Source organism: Pseudorhizobium xiangyangii, from assembly GCF_020531965.1.
In the GTDB taxonomy this organism is placed as follows: Bacteria; Pseudomonadota; Alphaproteobacteria; order Rhizobiales; family Rhizobiaceae; genus Neorhizobium; species Neorhizobium xiangyangii.
Genome location: NZ_JAJAWH010000007.1, coordinates 176,982 through 199,178 on the forward strand (window position 1 = coordinate 176,982; position 22,197 = coordinate 199,178).

A 22,197-nucleotide genomic window follows, 5' to 3' on the forward strand; every position below is an offset into this window, starting at 1 on the left:
GCATGCGAATCCTGGTCACGCGGCCTGAGAACGCGGGACGGCGGACGGCCAGCAGGTTGCAAGCCCTCGGCCATGACCCGGTCCTTCTCCCACTCATGGCCGCCGATCATCATCCGGAGGCCGTACGCGAAGCCCTGCATAAGCCTCGCGCAGCACTCGCCATCACCAGTGCGGAGGCCGTGCGCGTCCTGCAATCACTCGGTGATGGCCTGTCGCTACACTTGGAGGATACGGTCTTCGCGGTCGGCGAAGCGACTGCTGCCGCTGCTCGGGAGGCAGGATTTCGTGCCGTGCAGGTTGCTGACGGAACCGGCGCCGGCATGGTGGAAATCTTCGGTGAGCAACTGGTCCGACTGACGAAAGCCGCGCCGCTGCTTTACCTTGCCGGGACCCCTCGCTCTCCGGCACTGGAGGCTGGACTGGCTGAGCGGAACGTTCCGATTCTCGTTGCCGAGAGCTACACGATGCGGCCGCTTCCGATTGATCCGCAATCGCTGCGAACGGCACTCGCACAGCCGCCGATCGACACAGTTCTTCTTTACTCCCGGGAAACGGCACGACGGTTCTTCGAACTCCCTTTCCCGCAAAGCGGTTCAGAGGCGCTTCATGGCGCTTCCATCCTCTGCCTTAGCGCAAACGTAGCAGAGGCGATTCCAGAACACTTGCAACAAAATATACGCACGGCGGCGCGTCCGGACGAAGATAGTCTCTTCGCGCTCCTTTAGTCTCAACGCAGGTCAAAATCCGTTTGGCCCCTTCCCTTCACCGGCCCCTCTTACTAGTTTCAGGGTGAAGTTGCAGAACGAGGTCTCGATGGTCACGGAAAAACCACCCCGCCGCCCAAAGTCGCAGAAGACGCCCGTAACCATAGACCTTGCGGCGGAGGAAGCGGCAGCGGTTGCCGAGCCCGTCCGCAGTAACGACACCGACGACGCAACATCCGGTTCGAGCGAGGCGCCATGGGGTGAGAACTCCGCGCCTGAGAAACCTATCGCGTTTGAAGAGCCGACCGATCGCAAACCCGCGACCGAGACGTTGGCAGAGCCAGCCGTCGACAAGCCCGTGGAGGCTGCCGTCGAAGAGCCGTCTGCATCCGATACATCGGATCCGGCCCAGGCTCAGGCCCCGGATCAAACCAAATCCTATGGTGCACCACCCATCGCACCGGTGCCGGAGCGAAAGGACGCGGCCACATCGACGCTGATTGCTGCAGGCATCTGCGGCGGCATCGTCGCGCTCGCCCTTGCGGGCAGCATGCAATATGCCGGATATCTCCCGGCGGCTACCAGCGCGCCGAACGTCTCCGCCGAACTTGCTGCCCTTCGGCAACAAGTTGAAGCCATCAATCAGCCACCGGCGCCTGCGGTGGATCCCGAACTCCAGACAAGGCTCCAGGCCCTGGAAGCCGCGCTGGCCCAAGGTACGGACAGCGCCACGGCCGAAAGGCTGTCCACAATGGAACAAGAGCTGGCTGCCATGCGCTCCGCTGCGGAAAGCGGTACCGCCGACAGCACGGGGCAACTGGAACAGTTACGCACCCGCCTGGATGCCGCTGAAACTAAACTGAACGAGCCTGGCGAGGACGCGGCAGCCGCCCGCGCCATCGCTGCAGCTGCATTGAAGGCCGCCATTGATCGTGGCAACTCCTTCACACCCGAGCTCGACACCTTCGCCGCCGTGGCGCAGGACGACCCTTCCCTGGCTCAGTTGCAGCCCTTCAGCGAAACTGGCGTTCCCTCGCGCACGCAGCTTGCGGAGCGTTTTTCCCAGACTGCCAATGCCATCCTTGAGGCCGTCGACCGGCCGGATCCCGAGCAGAGCGTGGCACAGCGCCTGATGTCGAGCGCTTTGTCCGTCGTAAAGGTGCGGCGGACGGGCGATGTCGAAGGTGATGCGCCTGACGCACTCGTCGCACGCATGGACAGCGCATTGAAGAATGGAGATCTTCAGGCGGCTAGCGCGGAGTGGGAAAAACTACCGGAGGAGGCAAAAGCTGCCTCTCCTGATTTCAAGCAGTCACTCGACGCACGGATCGCCGTCGATGCGTTGATCGCCGATAGCCTTTCCCGCGCTGTGAGCGAAACCGGAACCCGGAACTGAGGACGACAGAATGATCAGATTATTTGCGTTCATCCTTGTCGTTCTTGCTCTTGGTTGGGGTTTCTCCTGGCTGGCAGACCGGCCTGGCCTGATCTCCGTCACCTGGCAGGATTACCTTATTGAGACCAGCCTGATGGTCGCGGCGACCGCGGTCGCCGCCGTCATTGCTGCATTCATGATCCTTTGGTGGCTCTTCCAGCTTATCTGGACTTCGCCGCACTCCGTTCGCCGTTATTTCCGGGCCCGCAAGCGTGATCGCGGCTATCAGGCCCTGTCGACCGGCCTCATTGCAGCCGGTGCTGGCAATGCAATCCTCGCACGCAAGATGAGCCTACGGGCGCAAGGCATGCTCCGGGCCGATCAGGAGCCCCTGCTGCACCTTCTGGACGCGCAGGCTGCCCTGATCGAAGGGAAGCATGACGAGGCCCGCGCAAAGTTCGAGCGGATGGCCGAAGATCCGGAAACACGAGAACTCGGCCTCCGTGGTCTTTACATGGAAGCCCGTCGTTTGGGCGCGGACGAGGCGGCTCGGCAATACGCGGAGCGCGCCGCAGAAAACGCGCCCTATCTTCCCTGGGCAGCGCAGGCGACACTTGAATATCGCAGCCGCGAGGGCCGGTGGGACGATGCCATCCGCCTGCTTGACCAGCAACGTATCGCCAATGTCATCGACAAGAAGCAGGCCGAGCGCTGGAAGGCTGTTCTGTTGACAGCAAAGGCCGAAGAGCGACTGGAAGCCGATCCAAGGGGAGCAAGGGACGATGCTCTGGCTGCTCTCAAGCTGGCCAAGGATCTTGTGCCCGCGGCCGTGGTCGCTTCGAAGGGCTATCTCCGCGAGGACAATGTCCGCCGTGCCGCATCCGTGCTTGAAGACGTCTGGAAGCTGACGCCGCATCCGGAAATTGCCCGCGCCTACGTCCGGGCCCGAAGTGGCGACAGCGCCGTCGATCGCCTGAAGCGGGCCGAGAAGCTTGAGCAACTGCGTCCCAATAACGTGGAATCTCTCGTCGCCGTAGCGGAAGCTGCACTCGACGCAAGAGAGCTCGGAAAGGCCCGCGCGAAAGCCGAGGCTGCGACACGCATGACCCCGCGTGAAAGCGTCTATCTCCTGCTAGCCGATATCGAGGAAGCCGATACCGGCGATCAGGGCCGCATTCGCCATTGGATGGCGCAGGCGCTCCGCGCGCCGCGCGACCCGGCCTGGGTGGCGGACGGTATAGCCTCCGAGCAGTGGCTACCCGTCTCCCCCACGTCCGGCAGGATCGATGCATTCGAGTGGAAAGTCCCCTTCGGCCAGCTTGAGGGACCTGTGGAAGACGGAGTTCTCGCGGAAAAGGCCATTGCCGAACTTCCTCCCGTCGTGTCTGCACCCCCAGCGAAACCCGAACCCTCAGTAACGAAGGCGATCGACGCAGTGGCTCCCCGGAAGGCAGCCGAGCCTATAACGGCGCCTGTCATTGTTTCGAAGGCCCCGACACCGCCCCCGGCAAAGCCGGCGGCACCGCTAGTGAAAGACGCCAGGGATGAAGAAACTGAAATCGAGGACCCGTTCTTCGGGCGGCCGCCGGATGACCCCGGCGTGAAGGATCCGAACGCATCACAGCAGCCTGCCAACCGCCTGCGGCTCTTCTAAATGGATTGGACTGGCTATGCTTGAGCGTATTCAGACTTTCATACAAAACCTTGGTGCACGACAGCAGGGTGACGGCTTCCTCCCTGGGGATCCAAGGGTGGCCTTCGCCGCCCTCTGTTTCCAGGTGATGGAGGCTGATGGTGGTGTCTCGCCAGAAGAAAAGCGCCACCTTCGCATCTTGCTGAGGGAGCGCTACAACCTCGCGGAGGGACAACTGACCGCCCTGATCAATGCAGGACGCGAAGCCGGCCAGGAAGCCGTTGACTATTACCGCTTCACCTCGGATCTTAAGCGGCATCTTGAGCCGGAAGAGTGCGTCGAGTTTGTCGGTATCCTTTGGGATCTGGTGCATGCCGATGGCGAGCGGAGCGAATTGGAGGATCACATCATCTGGCGGATCGCGGACCTCCTCGGCGTTTCGGCGCGAGATCGGGTCCTTCAGCGCCAGCAGGCTGCCGCTCGGCAATCAAAGGGAGATACGGGAGAGGATTGAGAAGGTAGCGCATGCTGATGACAGCCTCCCATAGCACGGAAAAGCCTCCAATCCTGATCGTGCTTCACCAGGAAAACTCCTCGCCCGGCCGTGTCGGCCAAATGTTGGCCGAAAAAGGCTACCCGCTCGACATCCGCAGACCGGTTCTAGGCGACGCACTCCCCGATACCCTGTCGGAACATGCCGGTGCGGTGATCTTTGGCGGGCCAATGAGCGCCAATGACCCCGATCCCTTCATCAAGACAGAGACGGACTGGATCGGCATCCCGCTCAAGGAGAACAAGCCCTTCCTCGGTATCTGCCTCGGTGCGCAGATGATGGTTCGCCACCTTGGCGGAACCGTGGGCGCGCACAAGGATGGCTTGACGGAAATCGGCTGGTATCCGCTGCGTCCGACCGAGCACGGGAGGCTGCTCATGCAGCAGTGGCCACGCATGGTCTACCATTTCCATCGGGAAGGCTTCAGCCTGCCGCATGGGGCAGAACTGCTTGCGGAGGGGGACGCCTATGGCAACCAGGCAATCCGTTATGGCGCAAACGCCTGGGGCCTGCAGTTCCATGCCGAACTCACGCGGGCAATGATGCAGCGCTGGGTCGTTCGCGGCGAGCACCGTTTCATCATGCCGAACGCGCAGAGAGGAAGCGAGCATCTCGAAGGCCGAATGATCTTCGACACTCCGCTCAAGCAATGGCTCTGGGGCTTCCTGGATCTCGTCTTCGATCGAGAGAAGGGCACCGAGAACGGACAGATTGAAACGATGCGGCTCCAGAGGGCCGCCGGCGATTAGCGCTCCGGTGCCTCGAGACCGTCGATCTTGCGCAACTGCGGGAAACGCAGCGCCCAGATAGCGGCAACGGCCAGTGTTCCCGCCCCGCCGATGACCACGGCCGGAACGGCGCCGAAGACGGAGGCCATCGTGCCGGCGCGAAATTCGCCAAGTTCGTTCGAAGCACCAACGAAGACCATGTTGACGGCGTTGACGCGGCCTCTTACCTCGTCCGGCGTCCACAGCACGATCAGTGTCTCACGGACGTAGACAGAGATCATGTCCGATGCGCCCATCAGCATAAGCGCCGCGATCGAAAGCCAAACCGCATCCGAAAGGCCGAAGACGACCGTACCTAAGCCGAACAAGGCGACGCCGACAAACATGGCAACGCCGGCATTGTGGCGGATGGGATGGAAGGCGAGCCACAGCGCCACTGCAACAGCTCCGATCCCTGGCGCGGCACGCAACAGGCCAAGCCCCCAAGGTCCGAGCACAAGGATATCGCGCGCGAAAATCGGCATCAGGGCCACAGCGCCGCCCAGAAGAACCGCGAAAAGGTCCAGCGAGATGGCGCCAAGCACCACCTTCTCCTGGCCTATGAAACGGAAGCCGGCAAGGATTTCGTTCCAGCTGACTGCTTTCGACCCCGAACGCTGTACAGGCTTGGGGATGATCAGGATCAGCAACACCGCCAACGAAAGCATGACGAGCGCCACGCAGTAGGCCGCGATGGGGCTCGCGCCATAGAGAAGGCCGCCAGCCACCGGTCCGACGATGGATGCTGTCTGCCAGGACGATGAGTTCCAGGCGATCGCATTGGCGAGATCGCGTTCCGGCACCAGGTTCGGCGCCAGGGACTGAACGGCAGGCCCCATGAAGGCTCGCTCGATACCGAAGACGGTGAGAACTAGGAAAACGAGCCATGGCATGAAAGCGTCGGCAAGCGTCAGGGCCAACAGAGCAGCGGTGCACAACACCCCAATTGCGAGACAAATCGCCACGATCGCCCGACGATTGTAGCGATCGGCTACCGAGCCCGTGACAAGGATGAGCAGGAGGGAGGGAAGAAACTGAAAGAGACCGATGAGGCCCAGATAAAGAGCACTGCCCGTTTGGTCGTACATCTGCCAGCCGACAGAAACGCTGACGATCTGGATCGCGAAGGCAGCGAGAAAGCGCGCCGTGAAGAAACGAGCGTATGACGAATGCCGAAAGGCGGCAAACCGGTCGCCAGTTGTGTGGGTGGACATCAGGCGGGACTTTCGGGAGATCCGAGGCGGCACCGCATCCGTTAAGGCGGAATCGGCTCCGAGCAAGGCGCGGCACTTGCTCGTTAGTTCGCCAATGTCTACATGTCTGTCAACTTAGAAATGGAGACTTGGATGCTCGCGCTGTTTCAGACGATTGACTTGGCTTTAAACCTTTATACCTGGGTGCTGATCGGCAGCGCCATTTTCTCCTGGCTCTATGCCTTCAACGTGATCAATTCGAGCAACCAGTTCGTCAACGCGATCGGTACTTTCCTGCATAACGTCACGGAACCGGTCCTGCGCCCCATCCGCCGCGTCATGCCCAATCTCGGCGGCATCGACATTTCCCCGATCATCGTGCTGCTGATCATTTTCTTCCTGCGCTCGCTGCTCTGGACAAGCATCTACCCCCTCTTCGCGTGAAGCCATTCGGCCCGTACAACGATCACGTCCACCAGTCCGTGAGACGGGTCTGAGGCTGCCGAAAACATCGATCTCGACAAAAAATCCCCCGGATCAACGCTGATCCGGGGGATTTGTTTATGAAGCCCGAGGCTTTGAAACGCCGCTGACTACTTGCTGGCCTTGTAGCGCTCGATCGCTTCGACAATCAGCTGCTTGGCGACGTCGACATCCTGCCAGCCGCCGATCTTCACCCACTTGCCGGGCTCGAGATCCTTGTAGTGCTCGAAGAAGTGCTCGATCTGCTTGAGCGTGATCTCCGGCATGTCGGTGTAGTTCTTGACTTTGTCATAGCGCTGCGTGAGCTTCGGAACCGGCACGGCGATGATCTTCTCGTCCTTGCCGCCGTCGTCTTCCATCACCATCACGCCGATCGGGCGCACATTGATGACGCAGCCGGGAACCAGCGGGCGGGTGTTGCAGATGAGGACGTCGATCGGATCGCCGTCTTCCGACAGCGTATGCGGTACGAAGCCGTAATTGCCGGGATAGGTCATCGGCGTGTAGAGGAAGCGATCGACGATCAGCGCGCCGGCTTCCTTGTCCATCTCGTACTTGATCGGGTGGCCGCCGACCGGCACTTCAACGATGACGTTGACATCGTCCGGCGGGTTCTTGCCGATGGAAATCGCATCTATACGCATTATTCTTCCCACGTGAGGTGTATCGATAGGCGCTTCGATACTGGGAAAGACCCCGCAAGGCAACTAAGCTGTGGTTGCTCTCTGCAGGTCAACGCATGCCGCAAAGGACATTCAACGCGGCCAGACGTATCCGATCTTTCTCAAAGTGGCTCCGCCGAAGTCCTCCACGCCCTCGACCATGTCGAGGCCGCCGTGGCGACGGAAAAAGCGCGCGGCGTGTTCGCTGTCCTCCAGGCACCAGACCACGAGCCCGTCGCAGCCAAGAGACTTCAGCAGTCGGCGGCTCTCGCCGAACAACCGGCGACCTAAACCGATGCCCTGATATTCCGGGCGTAGATAGATTTCATAAACTTCGCCGTCATAGGGAAGCGCTCTCGCACGGTTGAGCCCCATCGTGGCGTAGCCGGCAATGCTACCGGCGACATCAAGCACAAGAAGGGTAGCAGGGCCACGGGTTGCCTTCCGCCACCAGATCTCTCCTCGGCGCTCGATCATCTGGGTCAGCGGCTTATGCGGAATGAGTCCCGCATACGCGTGCTCCCACGAAAGGCGATGCACATCTGCAACGGCTCCGGCGTCCTGCGGGTCGGCCCGCCGCACATCGATCGACAACGTCTTCATAACGTCTTTTGGACCCATTCATCGGGTTGTGCGAGAACATGATACTCACTGGAAACACCAATCCCCAGCGTAGGCTCTGGCGCTCACGGAACTACGTTAACGCTTTTTTTACTCACCCCACAAGCCTGCGCCACATCAAGACACAAAAGAAAAAACCCGGCGCGAAGGCCGGGTTTTCTGCAGGTCATATGGGGATGAGAATCAGGCGATCTTTGCTTTTTCGAATCGCTTGCGATCGTTCGCATCCAGGAACATCTTGCGCAGGCGGATGTTCTTCGGTGTCACTTCCATCAACTCATCGTCCTGGATCCAGGAAAGAGCACGGTCGAGCGTCATGCGGATCGGCGGAGTCAGGCGCACGGCTTCGTCCTTGCCGGCCGAACGAATGTTGGTGAGCTGCTTGCCCTTCAACACGTTGACCTCGAGGTCGTTGTCCCTGCTGTGAATGCCGATGATCATGCCGGCGTAAACCTTTTCACCCGGCTCGATGATCATCGGACCACGGTCTTCCAGGTTGAACATGGCGTAGGCAACGGCTTCACCGGCCTGGTTGGAAAGCAGAACGCCGTTGGTACGACCGCCGATTTCACCCTTGAAAGGCTGATAATCATGGAACAGACGGTTCATGATCGCAGTACCGCGGGTGTCGGTCAGAAGTTCCGACTGGTAGCCGATGAGACCACGGGTCGGCGCGAAGAACACCAGACGGACGCGGCTGCCGCCGGACGGACGAAGCTCGGCCATTTCAGCCTTGCGCTCGGACATCTTCTGCACGACGATACCGGAATGCTCTTCATCGACGTCGATGACGACTTCTTCGATCGGCTCCATCAGCGTGCCGTTCTCGTCCTTGTGCATGACGACGCGCGGACGCGACACGGCAAGCTCGAAACCTTCACGACGCATGGTTTCGATCAGTACGGCCAGCTGCAATTCGCCGCGACCGGAAACGTAGAACGAATCCTTGCCTTCGGCTTCTTCGATCTTCAGCGCAACGTTGCCTTCGGCTTCCTTGAACAGACGGTCGCGGATAACGCGGCTAGTAACCTTGTCGCCTTCGGTGCCGGCCAGCGGGCTGTCGTTGACGAGGAAGGACATGGTGACCGTCGGAGGATCGATCGGCTGCGCGGTCATCGGTTCGGTGACCGAGGGATCACAGAACGTGTCGGCAACGGTTCCCTTGGACAGGCCGGCGATGGCCACGATGTCGCCTGCATGGGCTTCGTCGATCGACGTGCGCTCGATGCCGCGGAACGCGAGGATCTTGGAGATACGGCCGGTTTCAACCGTCTTGCCGTCCTGGCCGAGAACCTTCACCGGCTGGTTCGGCTTGATAGAGCCGGATGCAATGCGGCCGGTGATGATACGGCCGAGGAAGGGGTTGGCTTCCAGCAGCGTGCCGATCATGCGGAACGGGCCATCAGCGACGTTGGGCTCGGGAACGTGCTTGACCACGAGGTCGAGCAGCGGACCAAGACCTTGATCCTTCGGGCCTTCCGGGTTGACGTTCATCCAACCGTCACGACCAGAACCATAGAGGATCGGGAAGTCGAGCTGTTCGTCCGTCGCATCGAGGTTCGCGAACAGGTCGAAAACCTCGTTGATGACTTCTTCGTGACGGCCGTCCGGACGGTCGATCTTGTTGATCGCGACGATCGGGCGAAGGCCAACCTTGAGTGCCTTTCCGACCACGAACTTGGTCTGCGGCATCGGGCCTTCGGAAGAGTCGACCAGAACGATCGCGCCATCCACCATCGACAGGATACGCTCGACTTCGCCGCCGAAGTCGGCGTGACCGGGGGTATCGACGATATTGATGCGGACACCCTTCCATTCCACCGAGGTGGCCTTGGCGAGAATGGTGATGCCGCGTTCCTTTTCGAGATCGTTCGAGTCCATGACGCGTTCTGCAACGCGCTGGTTCTCGCGGAACGAGCCCGATTGTTTCAGAAGCTCGTCGACAAGGGTCGTTTTGCCATGGTCAACGTGCGCGATAATCGCGATGTTGCGAAGTGCCATTGATGATATCTCTGGGGCTGTGGCGCCAACATTTCGGAGGACGCGCCAATTTTCGTTGGCGCGTCCATACCCTGTTTTTCGCATTTGCGAAAGAGGGGAACGCCTTTCCTTATTGGAGGGCAGCTATGCGTCGCTGCCCGAAAGCTCCTCGACCATGGCGAGACCTTTCTTGCGCAGCATGGCTTCCGGGTCCGGCAGCTTGCCACGGAAGGCCTTGTAGGCCGCCTCAGGATCGATGGATCCACCAACGGAATAGATATTGTTCTTCAGCTTGCGCGCCATGACCGGATCGAAGGGATTGCCGGTTTCCTCGAAGGCCGCGAAGGCGTCCGCATCGAGCACTTCCGACCACATGTAGGAATAGTAGCCGGCGGAATAGCCGTCACCGGCGAACACATGCTGGAAATGAGGCGTCGCGTGGCGCATGACGATCGACTGGGGCATTCCGATCTCGCTAAGGACCTCCGCTTGCACGGCCATCGGATCTTCCACGGCCATTCGGGTGTGAAATGCCATGTCGACCAGGGCAGAAGCGGTGAACTCGACCGTTGCGAAGCCAGCATTGAATGTTCGCGCGGCAATAACCTTGTCGAGAAGCTCCTTCGGCATCGACTCGCCCGTTTCGAAATGCACAGCATATGTCTCGAGGATTTCCGGTACGGTCAGCCAGTGTTCATAGAGCTGCGACGGCAGTTCGACGAAATCGCGCGAGACGCCGGTGCCCGAAACAGACGGGTAGGTGACATCCGACAACATACCGTGGAGTGCATGTCCGAACTCGTGGAACAGCGTGCGCGCGTCATCGAGCGAAAGGAGTGCAGGTTTACCGGCCGCAGGCTTGGCGAAGTTGCACACATTGTAGATGATCGGCAGCTCGCCTTTTGAGCCATTCTTCAGGGGCAGCTTGTGCTGGGACTGGAGCGAACTCATCCACGCTCCCGACCGCTTTGAGGAGCGAGCGAAGTAATCGCCGAGGAACAAGGCCTTGAGATTGTTGTTCTCGTCCCTAATCTCGAAGACACGCACATCGGGGTGATAGGCGGGTACATCGTTCTCCTCGATTGCCCGAACGCCGAACAGCCGCCCGGCAACGTCGAAGCAGGCTTCGATGATCTTCTCGAGCTGCAGATAGGGTTTCAGCTCAGACTCCGAGAAATTGAAGGTCCGCTGCCGAAGCTTCTCTGCATAATGGCGCCAGTCCCACGGCATGACCTCGTGATTGCCGCCCTCCTCGGCGATCAGGCCGGAAAGGTTCGCCTCTTCTTCCAGCGCTCTTTTCCGGGCCTTGTCCCAGACGGCCGTCAGCAGCTTGTTCACCGCCTCCGGCGTCTTCGCCATGGTGTTGTCGAGCTTGAACGCCGCGAAGCTGTCGTAGCCCAGCAGCTGGGCCCGCTCTGCCCTCAGGGCAAGCGTCTCCTTCACTGTCCCGAGGTTGTCCGTCTCGCCGCGATTGGCGCCGCGCGCAATCCAGGCTCGGAACGCCTGCTCGCGGAGTTGCCGCCGCTCGGAGAATGTCAGGAAGGGCTCGATGATAGAGCGCGCCAGGGTGACTGCATATCCGGCGTCATGGCCGCGATCGCGGGCCGCCGCCGCCATGGCGTCGCGGAGGAAGGATGGCAGCCCCGCCAGGTCGTCTTCCTCCGTAAGAAGGAGTTCCCAGTTCCTCTCGTCCGCCAGCACGTTCTGGCCGAACCGGGCTCCGAGGCCGGCGAGTGTTTCATTGACCTTCGCCAGGCGCTCCTGTTCCGGCTTGGGAAGCTTCGCACCGGTGCGCACGAAGCCCTTCCAGTGGCGTTCGACAACGCGATGTTCCTCCTCGGAAAGACCCAGTTCATCCCGCTTCAGCCAGAGCGTATCCACCCGGCGGAACAGAGCCTCATTCATCGCAATCTTCGAATAGTGCCGCGACATCTTCGGTGCGATCTCGCGTTCGAGCGACTGGATGACATCGTTGGTATGAGCGCCGGCCTTGTTCCAGAACAATGCCGATACGCGCGACAGTTCATCTCCCGCTATTTCCAGCGCGACGATCGTGTTCTTCATCGTCGGCGCTTCCGGATTTGCAGCAATGGCATCGATCTCCGCGTCATGGCTGGCGAGCGCCGCATCAAAGGCCGCATCGAAACCCTCGTCCTTCACGAGATCGAAGCGTGGAAGCCCTTCGTGCCCGTTCCATTCGACGAAAGCTGGGTTGATCTGAAGCTGCGGCATGCGAATTTCCTTCGTACTGGTGTCTGGCATTTCTATCGGAGAAAGCGGCGGCAATGCGTGAGTAAATGTAGTCATTTCGGCCGCTGAGCCAAGCTGGCTTGCGTAAAATGGCGAAGGGTACGAGCGCCCGAAACCCCGTTTGTGGCTTGTCTGGTGGAGGAAAGGGAGTAAGTCATCAACACCCATCATCACGCGTTCCGGTCCTGGCGGCCGACCAACCATGCGAGACGGCGCCGCAAGGCACTCCCACAAGGCCATCCAGTGAAAGCCGACAGCCCTCTTCCGCAACCTCTCATGTCAGCGCGCCGCACGTCCCTCATTGGCGCCTTGCTGACGGCGCTCGGCCCGGTCTCTATGGCCATATACACGCCCGCCATGCCCGAGCTGGTGCAAGCCTTCTCGACGACGGAGGCGGCCATCAAGATGTCGCTTTCCCTTTATTTTGCGGGCTTCGCCATTGCGCAGCTTCTCGCAGGGCCCATGTCGGACGCCTTCGGCCGCAGGGCGGCGACGGTGGGCTTCCTGGTCATCTATCTGGTTGGCTCCATTCTGGCCTCCATGGCCCCGACAATCGACTGGATACTGGCGGGACGACTGATACAGGGCATCGGTGCATCCGTGGGGATCACGGTGGCGCGGGCCGTCGTGCGCGACCAGTTCGTGGGCAAGGATGCAGCCAGCATCATGAACCTCATTGGCATCATGCTGACGGTCGCCCCGGCCATGGGGCCTACGCTGGGCGGCCTCTCGTTGGCGGCTTTCGGCTGGGAATCCGTGTTCCTGCTGATGCTCGGCTTCGGGATCATCTCGATCGGCAGCGTCCTCTTGTTCCTCAAGGAAACGACAACGCCCGACAGGACCCGATTGCGACCCGCACGGCTCCTTTCCGGTTATGCGGAGGTCCTGTCGAACCCGAGCTTTATGCTCGCCTCCCTCGTCATCGGTGGCTCCATCGGTGCACTCTATGCCCAGGCGACGATGCTGCCTTTCGTGCTGATCAACGAAGTCGGCCTCACGCCGACACAGTTTGGCGTCGGCATGCTCGTCCAGACAGGGTCCTACCTGATGGGATCGCTGGTCTTGCGACGGATCTCCAACCGCATCTCCGGCCATCGCGCAGTTGTCACAGGGCTTTTCTTCTGCGGCTCGGGCGGCTTGATAATGGCCCTGTCAGTGGCTTTCCTGCCGCCGAGTTTCCTCTCGATCATGCTGCCCGTCGGCATTTGCACCTTTGGCATCGCCTTCATCAGCCCGCATATCATCACCGTCGGCATGGCGCCCTTCCCGCATATCGCCGGCTCCGCCTCGGCGATGATGGGCTTCGTGCAGATGGGCTGCGGCTTCATCGGCGGGCTCGCGGCGGCCGCAATGGGTGCACCTCTGTTGGCCTTCGGGACAATTATCCCCCTGATGGAATTCACTGCGGTCGGAAGCTATCTCGCCTATCTCGCCATCAACCGGCGCGCATGAAAAACCCGCCGTCGCATGTGCAACGGCGGGTTCGATAGACAATTCCTTAAGCGCTTCAGCCCTTGAGATTGCGCTTGGCGAGCGTGCGAAGGCGCAGGGCATTCAGCTTGATGAAACCGGCTGCATCCTTCTGGTCGTAGGCACCCTGGTCGTCCTCAAAGGTGACCAGCTGGTCCGAGTAGAGCGACTTGTCGCTCTCGCGGCCGATGACCATGACATTGCCCTTATAGAGCTTCAGCGTGACCTCGCCCTCGACATGCTCCTGGCTCTTGTCGATCAGTGCCTGCAGCATTTCACGCTCCGGCGAGAACCAGAAACCATAATAGATCAGCTCGGCGTAACGCGGCATGATCTCGTCCTTGAGGTGGGCGGCACCCCGGTCGAGCGTGATGGATTCGATGGCGCGATGAGCGGCCAGCAGGATGGTGCCGCCGGGCGTTTCATAAACGCCGCGCGACTTCATGCCGACAAAACGGTTCTCGACCAGATCGAGACGACCGATACCATTGTCACGGCCATAGTTGTTCAGCGCTGCCAGCAGCGTTGCCGGTGACATTTCCACGCCGTTGATCGAGCATGCATCGCCTTTGCGGAAGCCGACCTTGATGGTGGTTGCCTTGTCTGGAGCCGCTTCCGGCGAGATCGTGCGCATGTGCACGTATTCTGGAGCCTCGACGGCCGGATCTTCCAGAACCTTGCCCTCGGACGAGGAATGCAGCAGGTTGGCGTCGACCGAGAACGGCGCTTCGCCCTTCTTGTCCTTGGCGACGGGGATCTGGTTCTGCTCGGCGAAAGCAAGGAGATCGGTGCGGCTCTTGAACGCCCAATCGCGCCACGGTGCGATGATCTTGATGTCCGGGTTCAGCGCATAGGCCGAAAGCTCGAAGCGAACCTGGTCGTTGCCCTTGCCGGTGGCGCCATGGGCGATGGCGTCTGCGCCGGTCTTCTTTGCGATGTCGATCAGGTGCTTGGAGATCAGCGGGCGTGCAATCGACGTGCCGAGCAGGTAGACGCCTTCATAGACGGCATTGGCGCGGAACATCGGGAAGACGAAATCGCGGACGAATTCCTCGCGGACATCCTCGATATAGATCTCCTTGATGCCCAGCATCTCGGCCTTCTTGCGGGCCGGCTCAAGCTCTTCGCCCTGACCGAGGTCGGCGGTGAAGGTCACCACTTCGGCGTTAAGTTCGGTCTGCAGCCATTTCAGGATGATCGAGGTGTCGAGACCGCCGGAATAGGCGAGAACGACCTTTTTTACGTCTTTCGGGAGTGCCATGTCGAAATTGTCCGTCTGCGAGTGGTGGCGGTCTTTGGTGGAACCGTCGTGTCGGGAATGCCGGCACTTTTAGCGAGTTTGCGATTGGGTGCAAGACATGACGCGTCTATCTCATTGACACGCTCAGCCGGAGCACCACATTCCGCCGCTTCGCTTTGAGGTGACACAGGAGATATTTCATGGCCGATATTCATCACGCTTTGAAGAAAGGCAATGTCGCCGTTGTCACAGGTGCCGCATCCGGCATCGGGCTGGCGGCCGCCAAACGTTTCGCGGAGCTGGGTCTTTGCGTCGTGCTTGCCGATCTTGAAGGTGATGCACTGGCTGATGCGTGCCGGCAGGTCGCAGCCGTTGCCGAAGGCGGCGAGGCGGACGTCACGGCCATCGGCACCGACGTGTCTGACATCGCCCAGCTCCAGTCTCTGGAACGCGCCGTGCTGCAGAAGTACGGTCGCGTGCACGTCCTGATGAACAATGCCGGCATCCAGCCGGGCAGCACTCTTTTTGGACCTCAGGCAAACTGGGACCACGTTCTGTCCGTCAACCTGATGGGCGTGATCAACGGTTCCCGGATCTTCGGCCCGGGGATGATCGGCCATGGAGAACCCTCGCTCATCATCAACACCGGCTCCAAGCAAGGCATCACCACGCCGCCCGGAGATCCCGCCTACAACGTCTCGAAGGCGGGCGTGAAGGCCTTCACGGAAGCGCTTCAACACGAACTCCGCAACCTGCCCAATGCCCGAACCAGCGCCCATCTGCTGATCCCCGGCTTCGTCTTCACCGGACTTACGGCACGCGGTCGCACGGACAGACCGGAGGGAGCCTGGACAGCGGAGCAGACGATAGACTTCATGCTGGAAAGCCTCAGCCGAGGCGATTTCTACATTCTCTGCCCGGACAACGAAGTGGATCGGACGACAGACGAACGCCGCATTCTCTGGGCCGCCGGCGACATCGTCGAAAACCGGCCACCGCTGTCGCGCTGGCACCCTGACCATGCCGAAGCCTCCAAGGAATTCATCGCAGGAAAGGCGTGATTGGCAGGTTCGGAAAAGCCGGATAAGAAAGCATCTTCGCAACCGGCTTTACCGAGCGCACTATGGACTTTCTTCCGAACCTGCCGACGCTGATCGCATTCACCGCTGCCAGCCTGCTGCTGGCGCTGACACCCGGACCCGACATGACGCTCTCGATCAGCCGTGCACTGGCACAAGGGCGCGGTCCGGCGCTCTTCGTCGTGGTCGGCACTTCGACCGGCATCCTGGTCCACACGCTGCTCGTCGCTTTCGGGATATCGGCCCTCATCACCGCCTCGCCCACCGCATTCTTCATCCTGAAGACCGGTGGCGCGGCCTACCTTCTCTGGTTGGCGATCCAGGCAGTCCGCTGTGGATCCAGCCTTTCCGTGGAGAACGTCGAGGGCACGAAGGGATCGGCTTTCGCCAACATATCCACGGGATTGTGGGTCAATCTCCTCAACCCCAAGATCATCATATTCTTTATGACCTTCCTGCCGCAGTTCGTGACGGCTGGCGATCCCGCGGTAACCGAGAAGCTGATTTTCCTCGGCACCTTCTTCATCGTGGTGTGCTCGCCGGTGAATGTCCTCGTAATACTGGCAGCAGACCGTCTCGCCAACTGGCTGCAGGCGAACCCTAAGGTTCTGCGTGGTATCGACTACACGTTCGCGGGGGTCTTCTCGATCTTCGCGCTGAAGATTTTCCTCACGCAGTCGCGCTGATCAGCCGATCAGCAGCGCGTCATCATCCAGCGTTTCGCCCCGCATCTTGCGGAACATGGCGATCAGGTCCTCGACCTGGAGGTCCTTGCGGCTGTCGCCGCTGACGTCGAGAATAATCTCGCCCCCATGCAGCATGATGGTGCGGTGGCCGAAGTCGAGCGCCTGACGCATCGAATGGGTGACCATCAACGTGGTGAGCTTGCGCTCCGACACGACCCGCTGGGTGAGTTTCATGATGAACTCCGCCATGCCGGGATCGAGTGCTGCAGTGTGTTCGTCCAGAAGCAGGACTTCCGAACCCGAGAGCGTCGCCATGACCAGCGAAACAGCCTGACGCTGCCCGCCGGAGAGCAGGTCCATACGGTCCTTCATCCGGCTTTCGAGGCCGAGATTGAGTTCGGCGATCCGGTCCCGGAAAAGGTCGCGGCGGCCTGAACCGAGCGCCGATTGAAGACCGCGCCGCTCGCCCCGACGGGCAGCAAGCGCCAGGTTCTCTTCAATCGACAGCGCTCCGCAGCTTCCGGTCAGCGGATCCTGGAAGACGCGTGCGACGAGCCCGGCCCGTGCCGCCGTGGATTTCCGGGTGACGTCTGTCGTGCCGATCGTCACCTTGCCTTCGCTTGCGAGCAGGTCTCCGGCGAGAACACCAAGCAGGGTCGATTTCCCGGCCCCGTTCGAGCCGATGACCGTGACGAAGGAACCCTGCTCAATCGTCAGGTTGACGCCCTTGAGCGCTTCCTTCTGAAGGGGCGTTCCCTTGCCGAACACGACGTGGATGTTGCTGAGGTCGATCATTGCGGGGCTCCCCGGCGCAGGCGAGGCAGGACGAGGGCCACCGCCACCAGCACTGCCGTGACGAGATTGAGATCGGACGCCTTCAGCCCAAGCGCATCCGTTGACAGGGCAACCTGGATGGCAATGCGGTAGAGGATAGAACCGACGACACAGCCGATGAGGGCCAGCAATATGCCGCGTGCGCCGAACAGCGTCTCCCCGATGATGACTGCTGCGAGGCCGACGACGATGGTGCCGACGCCGGAGGTCACGTCCGCGAAACCGTTCGTCTGCGCGAACAGGGCTCCGCCGAGCGCCACCAGCGCATTGGAAAGCGCCAAGCCCAGATAGACCTGCCAGCGCGTATCCACCCCTTGAGCACGCGCCATGCGCGGATTGGCGCCGGTCGCCCGCATAGCAAGCCCCGCGTCGCTTTCCAGAAAGCGCCATACGAGAACGATCGCGAGGATTACGAGCACGCCGAGGAAGAGCGGACGGACATAGACTTCACGAAGGCCGAGGCCGAAGAACGGGCTTAGCATGGTATCCGCATTGATCAGCGCGACGTTCGGTTTTCCCATGACCCGAAGATTGACGGAAAAAAGCGCGATCATCGTCAGGATCGAGGCCAGCAGGTTGAGGATGCGGAAGCGCACGTTAAGGAATGCGGTCACCATACCCGCCGCACCACCGGCAACCATGGCAATCCCCGCGGAAAGCCAGGGATTGATGCCCGCCGTGATCAGCACCGCAGCGACCGCCGCACCCAATGGAAACGAGCCGTCCACCGTCAGGTCGGGGAAGTCGAGCACCCGGAAGGCAAGAAATACACCGATGGCAACGAAGGCAAACACCAGCCCAAGTTCCACAGCACCCCAAAAGGCGATCTGACTAAGCACCTGCGTGCTCTCCTGCTTTGTCCGCCGCAATGGCGTCGGATGGTCGTCGTAAATTGTGTTGGACGGCCGGATCGCGGCCATCCAACATAAGTGGCAGAGCCGCAGCTTACTCGATGACGCGGGTAGCGCGCGACAGGATCGCTTCCGGGAAGGTCACGCCCATCTTCTCGGCGGCGCCCTTGTTGATCACCAGATCAGTGCCCGCTGCAACGGTCACTGGAATGTCGCCAGGTGCCTCGCCCTTGAGGACACGCACAACGATGGCACCCGTCTGCTTGCCGACGTCGAAATAGTTGAAACCGAGCGCAGCAACGGCGCCACGCTCTACCGAAGCCGTATCACCGGCGTAGAGCGGGAGCTTGGCTTCCTCGGCAACGCCGACCGCTGCTTCGAAGGCAGACACAATCGTGTTGTCGGTCGGGATGTAGAAAACGTCCGCACGGCCAACGAGCGCACGGGCGGCGCCCTGCACTTCGGCCGACTTGGTCGCGACCGACTCGACCACTTCCATGCCGCTCTTGGCTGCTTCTTCCTTGAGAGCGGCCAGGATGGAGACAGAGTTGGTTTCTGCCGTGTTGTACAGGAAGCCGATCGACTTCGCGTCAGGGGAGATTTCCTTGATCAGCGCGATATGGTCGGCAACGGGCGACATGTCGGAAAGACCCGTCACGTTGCCACCGGGCTTCTCAATGTCCTTGACCAGCTGCGCGCCGAGCGGATCGGAAACCGCAGTGAAGACCACCGGCACGTCGCGCGTCGCGGAAACGACGGCCTGAGCGGACGGAGTGGAAATGGGCACGATCACGGTCGGCTCCTCGCCGACGAACTGGCGGGCGATCTGCGCTGCCGTGCCGGGATTGCCTTGTGCCGACTCATAAAGGAACGTCAGGTTCTCGCCATCTTTGTAGCCAGCTTCGGCAAGTGCCTCCTTGATGCCGTCACGGGCTGCATCAAGTGCGGGGTGCTCGACAATCGCGGTAACGGCGACGGTGACATCTTCCGCCTTTGCGGGCATTGCGAGAGCGGTCGCCGCGGCAAGGGCGAGAATGAAAGCGCGCATGGTTTCCTCCAGGTAACTTTATCTGCTGCGTTTCTTATGGACCCGGCGGCCCAAAATCAACAACAGCACATCGTCGCATGTCGCGCAGATGGTCAGTCGTCCTCGCCATGGCCCGCGATCATCATCGCCTCGAACGCCAGACGCTCTGTCTTGCGCATCCGTTCCGAATCCGACTTCAGCTGCCCGCAGGCGGCGAGAATGTCACGGCCACGCGGCGTGCGGATAGGCGAGGCGTAGCCGGCCTGATTGACGAAGTCGGCGAATTTTTCGATCGTTGCCCAGTCCGAGCACTGATAGTTCGTTCCCGGCCACGGGTTGAACGGGATCAGGTTGATCTTCGCCGGCACGCCCTTGAGGAGTTTCACCAGCTCCTTGGCATCCTCGAGACTATCGTTGACGTCCTTCAGCATCACGTATTCGAAGGTGATGCGGCGGGCATTCGACACCCCGGGATACGCGCGGCACGCCTCGATCAATTCTTTCAGCGGGTACTTCTTGTTGATCGGCACCAGCATGTCGCGCAATTCATCCCGCACGGCATGCAGCGAGATTGCCAGCATCACGCCGATTTCGTCGCCAGTGCGATAGATTTCCGGCACGACCCCCGAGGTCGACAGCGTGATGCGCCGCTTGGAGAGCGACAGCCCGTCGCCATCGGAGGCGATCAGCAACGCCGTCTTGACGGCTTCGAAATTGTAGAGAGGCTCGCCCATGCCCATCATCACGATATTGGTAATCTTGCGATCACTCGACGGGATCATGCCGCCCTGCGGCACGTCCCGGTCGGGAAAATCGCCGAGCCGATCGCGGGCAAGGAGCAGCTGCGCGAGAATTTCCTCAGCCGTCAGGTTCCGAACCAGCCGTTGCGTGCCCGTGTGACAGAAAGAACAGGTCAGCGTACAGCCGACCTGGCTCGAAATGCATAGAGTGCCGCGGCCTTCCTCAGGAATGTAGACGGCCTCGACCTCGACCGGTCGACCGGCGCCGCGCGGAGGAAACCGCAACAGCCACTTGCGCGTCCCGTCGTTGGAAATCTGTTCTTCGACCACTTCCGGCCGTGAGATGGTGAAATGCATTTTCAGCATTTCGCGCATGTCCTTCGCCACGTTGGTCATCGAATCGAAGTCGGAAACGCCACGAATATAGAGCCAGTGCCAGAGCTGGCTGACCCGCATGCGGACTTGCCTGTCCGGCACCCCCTTTTCGCGCAGCGCTTCGCCCATCTGCTCGCGGGTGAGCCCGATGAGCGACGGCTTGGTGCCCATGAGATCGGGGCGCGCCACTTGGGGCTTTTTCAGCACTGGATCAAGGACTGCTTCTGAAACTGACATGGCTTTGGTCCTGTACAAACACATGCGTTAGGGTCCGCGCGAGGCGATACATTGGCATGTTTGTGTTTGAGACTTGTGCGACCGGCAAAGAGCCGATCGACTAAACTTTGTGCGGCACTTAGCATCAAATCGGCATGGCGTCACTATTCTTCAAGACGCAAAAAGGTCGGTCTCGCGACCGACCTTCCGATATTTGGTTTATCGCGGGCAATTACTTGCAGGATTCGATCTGCTGCAGCGCCGCTGAAACGCCCGAGAGCGAATAGGAATAGGACGTGCTGGTCCCGCGCCCCGACGTGGCCTTGACCGTCATCGCCGAGCCGGACTTCATGGCCGCCACGAGCGCTGGTTCTTCCGCGGCGTTCTCGACCCACGCGGCTCTGTCCTTCGTGAACATCACGAAGGTCTTGCCGTCAATGGTGACATTCACTTTAGAATCGGCTTGCAGGGCATAGCCCATCATCGCCTGCGGCTCGTAGGAAATATTCTGGCCGGGCCGCTGGGAGACGATGAAGAAGATGTCCCCATGATCGACGCTGGCCGGCTCCTTGGCTGTCGGTACCGAAAGGACATAGCAGACGGTGCCGCCACCCGACTTGTAGGAATATGCTCCCCACGCCTTGAACTGCTGGATGCGGGTCGGCGATTGCGCGGATGCAACGCTGACGCTAGCCAGCATGAATGCCAATGCGGTTGTTACGATTTTTACAGACATGGTCTCCTGCCGCTTCTTCAATCTGCGCCGATAAGGCAAGCCTGGTCAGGCATCATCACGATTCGGTTTAATTTGACTTAATTGCGGTTACCAAACCGTCAACGGCATCGACGAAATGTAACTTCACCTGAAAACCCGCCTGCCGACCAATTTGCTTTCGCCGGAAGACTGCTTTCCCGGCGTTCACTGACACAAGGATTGGGGCAAGAGTTTGTCGGGCAGGCCGTGCCGGGATATGGAAAAATACTCCTTCCCGCATCCTTCAGTACCACCACCCTTGCCTCATTTTCCGGGCGAAACTGCCGTGTCTGCAAGCGATCTGTCGGCGGCCTCATAGTGGCGGTCGGCGATATGGCCCTGGATCATCCGCAGAGCCGTGGCGATCACAGCTACGTCATCGGTGAAGCCGACAACGGCAAGTACATCCGGCAGGAAGTCGAAAGGCATGATGAAATAGGCAAGCGCGGCAAGCAGCACACCGCGAACCCGCAGTGGCGTCTTCGGATCGATCGCGCAGTAGTAGGCGGCAACGAGGTCGCGACTGAACGGAATGTATCCGGCAGCGCGTTTCAGCTTCGGCCAGAATTTCGCGCGGACCTGCTTTTCACGGCGCTCCTGCGTATCCTCGTCTCCGGGCAGGAGAATCTCCCCGATCTTTACGTCGTCCATGGACATGCCTCTCGCAAAACTCGGCCTCCAATGTGGGGTTGCGGATGGCGGAC

General features: G+C 60.6%; 21 protein-coding genes. 9 read left to right on the forward strand and 12 right to left on the reverse strand.

All coding sequences use genetic code 11. The annotated features are described in order from the left end of the window. The first annotated feature begins 2 nt into the window (after window positions 1-2). The 5 genes from LH464_RS08315 (at window position 3) to LH464_RS08335 (ending at window position 5,014) form a co-directional block, all read left to right on the forward strand. Entirely contained in the window at window positions 3-725 is a 723-nt protein-coding gene (locus tag LH464_RS08315) for a uroporphyrinogen-III synthase (RefSeq protein ID WP_226785910.1), read from the forward strand. A gap of 88 nt (window positions 726-813) precedes the next feature. Then, window positions 814-2,100 (forward strand): COG4223 family protein, encoded by a 1,287-nt coding sequence (locus tag LH464_RS08320; RefSeq protein ID WP_226785911.1) that lies wholly within the window; start codon window positions 814-816, stop codon window positions 2,098-2,100. A gap of 10 nt (window positions 2,101-2,110) precedes the next feature. Beyond that, a complete protein-coding gene (locus LH464_RS08325) occupies window positions 2,111-3,733 on the forward strand; it encodes a heme biosynthesis protein HemY (protein ID WP_226785912.1) in 1,623 nt (540 codons plus the stop codon). A gap of 16 nt (window positions 3,734-3,749) precedes the next feature. Then, window positions 3,750-4,226, forward strand: a complete 477-nt coding sequence (locus tag LH464_RS08330) for a tellurite resistance TerB family protein (RefSeq protein WP_226785913.1) — start codon at window positions 3,750-3,752, stop codon at window positions 4,224-4,226. An 11-nt stretch (window positions 4,227-4,237) separates the two neighbouring features. Beyond that, entirely contained in the window at window positions 4,238-5,014 is a 777-nt protein-coding gene (locus LH464_RS08335) for a glutamine amidotransferase (protein WP_226785914.1), read from the forward strand. On the opposite strand, the gene LH464_RS08340 is transcribed toward LH464_RS08335, so the two are convergent. Then, a complete protein-coding gene (locus tag LH464_RS08340) occupies window positions 5,011-6,246 on the reverse strand; it encodes an MFS transporter (protein WP_226785915.1) in 1,236 nt (411 codons plus the stop codon). The two genes, LH464_RS08335 and LH464_RS08340, sit on opposite strands and share 4 nt — an antisense overlap. A 132-nt stretch (window positions 6,247-6,378) precedes the next feature. Here LH464_RS08340 and LH464_RS08345 point away from each other — a divergent pair, with 132 nt between their 5' ends. After that, a complete protein-coding gene (locus LH464_RS08345) occupies window positions 6,379-6,669 on the forward strand; it encodes a YggT family protein (RefSeq protein WP_226785916.1) in 291 nt (96 codons plus the stop codon). A 149-nt stretch (window positions 6,670-6,818) separates the two neighbouring features. Here the strand turns inward: LH464_RS08345 and ppa are convergent, their stop codons facing one another. From ppa to LH464_RS08365, 4 genes are all read right to left on the reverse strand, one after another. After that, window positions 6,819-7,352 carry an inorganic diphosphatase gene (ppa, locus tag LH464_RS08350; RefSeq protein WP_226785917.1) on the reverse strand — a complete coding sequence of 178 codons (534 nt, stop codon included), beginning with the start codon at window positions 7,350-7,352 and terminating at the stop codon, window positions 6,819-6,821. Window positions 7,353-7,463: 111 nt separating this feature from the next. Further along, window positions 7,464-7,973, reverse strand: coding sequence for a GNAT family N-acetyltransferase (locus tag LH464_RS08355; protein WP_226785918.1), 510 nt, complete (start codon window positions 7,971-7,973; stop codon window positions 7,464-7,466). Window positions 7,974-8,174: 201 nt separating this feature from the next. Then, a complete protein-coding gene (gene typA, locus LH464_RS08360; RefSeq protein ID WP_226785919.1) occupies window positions 8,175-9,992 on the reverse strand; it encodes a translational GTPase TypA in 1,818 nt (605 codons plus the stop codon). A 123-nt stretch (window positions 9,993-10,115) separates the two neighbouring features. Further along, on the reverse strand, window positions 10,116-12,203 hold the full coding sequence (locus LH464_RS08365) for a M3 family metallopeptidase (RefSeq protein WP_226785920.1): 2,088 nt from the start codon (window positions 12,201-12,203) through the stop codon (window positions 10,116-10,118). 294 nt (window positions 12,204-12,497) lie between these two features. On the opposite strand from LH464_RS08365, the gene LH464_RS08370 reads away from it, so the two are divergent. Next, the gene (locus tag LH464_RS08370) at window positions 12,498-13,673 is read left to right on the forward strand and encodes a multidrug effflux MFS transporter (protein ID WP_226785921.1); all 1,176 of its coding nucleotides are present in this window, start codon (window positions 12,498-12,500) and stop codon (window positions 13,671-13,673) included. Between the two features lie 55 nt (window positions 13,674-13,728). On the opposite strand, the gene LH464_RS08375 is transcribed toward LH464_RS08370, so the two are convergent. Continuing rightward, window positions 13,729-14,952 carry an argininosuccinate synthase gene (locus LH464_RS08375; protein ID WP_226785922.1) on the reverse strand — a complete coding sequence of 408 codons (1,224 nt, stop codon included), beginning with the start codon at window positions 14,950-14,952 and terminating at the stop codon, window positions 13,729-13,731. Window positions 14,953-15,131: 179 nt separating this feature from the next. Here LH464_RS08375 and LH464_RS08380 point away from each other — a divergent pair, with 179 nt between their 5' ends. Continuing rightward, complete coding sequence (locus tag LH464_RS08380; RefSeq protein WP_226785923.1) at window positions 15,132-15,992, forward strand: SDR family NAD(P)-dependent oxidoreductase; 861 nt, start codon at window positions 15,132-15,134, stop codon at window positions 15,990-15,992. Between the two features lie 62 nt (window positions 15,993-16,054). Then, a complete protein-coding gene (locus tag LH464_RS08385) occupies window positions 16,055-16,696 on the forward strand; it encodes a LysE family translocator (RefSeq protein WP_226785924.1) in 642 nt (213 codons plus the stop codon). On the opposite strand, the gene LH464_RS08390 is transcribed toward LH464_RS08385, so the two are convergent. The 6 genes from LH464_RS08390 to LH464_RS08415 form a co-directional block, all read right to left on the reverse strand. After that, a complete protein-coding gene (locus LH464_RS08390) occupies window positions 16,697-17,491 on the reverse strand; it encodes an ABC transporter ATP-binding protein (RefSeq protein ID WP_226785925.1) in 795 nt (264 codons plus the stop codon). After that, the gene (locus tag LH464_RS08395; protein WP_226785926.1) at window positions 17,488-18,369 is read right to left on the reverse strand and encodes an ABC transporter permease; all 882 of its coding nucleotides are present in this window, start codon (window positions 18,367-18,369) and stop codon (window positions 17,488-17,490) included. The genes LH464_RS08390 and LH464_RS08395 overlap by 4 nt, the downstream gene beginning before the upstream one ends. 106 nt (window positions 18,370-18,475) lie before the next feature. Further along, window positions 18,476-19,429: an ABC transporter substrate-binding protein gene (locus LH464_RS08400; RefSeq protein WP_226785927.1), complete on the reverse strand. Its 954-nt coding sequence runs from the start codon at window positions 19,427-19,429 to the stop codon at window positions 18,476-18,478. Between the two features lie 92 nt (window positions 19,430-19,521). Then, window positions 19,522-20,694, reverse strand: coding sequence for a 23S rRNA (adenine(2503)-C(2))-methyltransferase RlmN (gene rlmN, locus LH464_RS08405; RefSeq protein WP_390624948.1), 1,173 nt, complete (start codon window positions 20,692-20,694; stop codon window positions 19,522-19,524). 277 nt (window positions 20,695-20,971) lie between these two features. Continuing rightward, window positions 20,972-21,475, reverse strand: a complete 504-nt coding sequence (locus LH464_RS08410) for an invasion associated locus B family protein (protein WP_226785929.1) — start codon at window positions 21,473-21,475, stop codon at window positions 20,972-20,974. Window positions 21,476-21,757: 282 nt separating this feature from the next. Then, the gene (locus tag LH464_RS08415; RefSeq protein WP_226785930.1) at window positions 21,758-22,144 is read right to left on the reverse strand and encodes a YkvA family protein; all 387 of its coding nucleotides are present in this window, start codon (window positions 22,142-22,144) and stop codon (window positions 21,758-21,760) included. Window positions 22,145-22,197: the final 53 nt, after the last annotated feature.

Excerpts from the sequence above, each read along its gene's own strand:
- LH464_RS08315 (WP_226785910.1), top strand. The coding sequence starts at position 3 with ATGCGAATCCTGGTCACGCGGCCTGAGAACGCGGGACGGCGGACGGCC.
- LH464_RS08320 (WP_226785911.1), top strand. The coding sequence starts at position 814 with ATGGTCACGGAAAAACCACCCCGCCGCCCAAAGTCGCAGAAGACGCCC.
- LH464_RS08325 (WP_226785912.1), top strand. The coding sequence starts at position 2,111 with ATGATCAGATTATTTGCGTTCATCCTTGTCGTTCTTGCTCTTGGTTGG.
- LH464_RS08330 (WP_226785913.1), top strand. The coding sequence starts at position 3,750 with ATGCTTGAGCGTATTCAGACTTTCATACAAAACCTTGGTGCACGACAG.
- LH464_RS08335 (WP_226785914.1), top strand. The coding sequence starts at position 4,238 with ATGCTGATGACAGCCTCCCATAGCACGGAAAAGCCTCCAATCCTGATC.
- LH464_RS08340 (WP_226785915.1), bottom strand. The coding sequence starts at position 6,246 with ATGTCCACCCACACAACTGGCGACCGGTTTGCCGCCTTTCGGCATTCG.
- LH464_RS08345 (WP_226785916.1), top strand. The coding sequence starts at position 6,379 with ATGCTCGCGCTGTTTCAGACGATTGACTTGGCTTTAAACCTTTATACC.
- ppa (WP_226785917.1), bottom strand. The coding sequence starts at position 7,352 with ATGCGTATAGATGCGATTTCCATCGGCAAGAACCCGCCGGACGATGTC.
- LH464_RS08355 (WP_226785918.1), bottom strand. The coding sequence starts at position 7,973 with ATGAAGACGTTGTCGATCGATGTGCGGCGGGCCGACCCGCAGGACGCC.
- typA (WP_226785919.1), bottom strand. The coding sequence starts at position 9,992 with ATGGCACTTCGCAACATCGCGATTATCGCGCACGTTGACCATGGCAAA.
- LH464_RS08365 (WP_226785920.1), bottom strand. The coding sequence starts at position 12,203 with ATGCCGCAGCTTCAGATCAACCCAGCTTTCGTCGAATGGAACGGGCAC.
- LH464_RS08370 (WP_226785921.1), top strand. The coding sequence starts at position 12,498 with ATGTCAGCGCGCCGCACGTCCCTCATTGGCGCCTTGCTGACGGCGCTC.
- LH464_RS08375 (WP_226785922.1), bottom strand. The coding sequence starts at position 14,952 with ATGGCACTCCCGAAAGACGTAAAAAAGGTCGTTCTCGCCTATTCCGGC.
- LH464_RS08380 (WP_226785923.1), top strand. The coding sequence starts at position 15,132 with ATGGCCGATATTCATCACGCTTTGAAGAAAGGCAATGTCGCCGTTGTC.
- LH464_RS08385 (WP_226785924.1), top strand. The coding sequence starts at position 16,055 with ATGGACTTTCTTCCGAACCTGCCGACGCTGATCGCATTCACCGCTGCC.
- LH464_RS08390 (WP_226785925.1), bottom strand. The coding sequence starts at position 17,491 with ATGATCGACCTCAGCAACATCCACGTCGTGTTCGGCAAGGGAACGCCC.
- LH464_RS08400 (WP_226785927.1), bottom strand. The coding sequence starts at position 19,429 with ATGCGCGCTTTCATTCTCGCCCTTGCCGCGGCGACCGCTCTCGCAATG.
- rlmN (WP_390624948.1), bottom strand. The coding sequence starts at position 20,694 with ATGGGCACCAAGCCGTCGCTCATCGGGCTCACCCGCGAGCAGATGGGC.
- LH464_RS08410 (WP_226785929.1), bottom strand. The coding sequence starts at position 21,475 with ATGTCTGTAAAAATCGTAACAACCGCATTGGCATTCATGCTGGCTAGC.
- LH464_RS08415 (WP_226785930.1), bottom strand. The coding sequence starts at position 22,144 with ATGGACGACGTAAAGATCGGGGAGATTCTCCTGCCCGGAGACGAGGAT.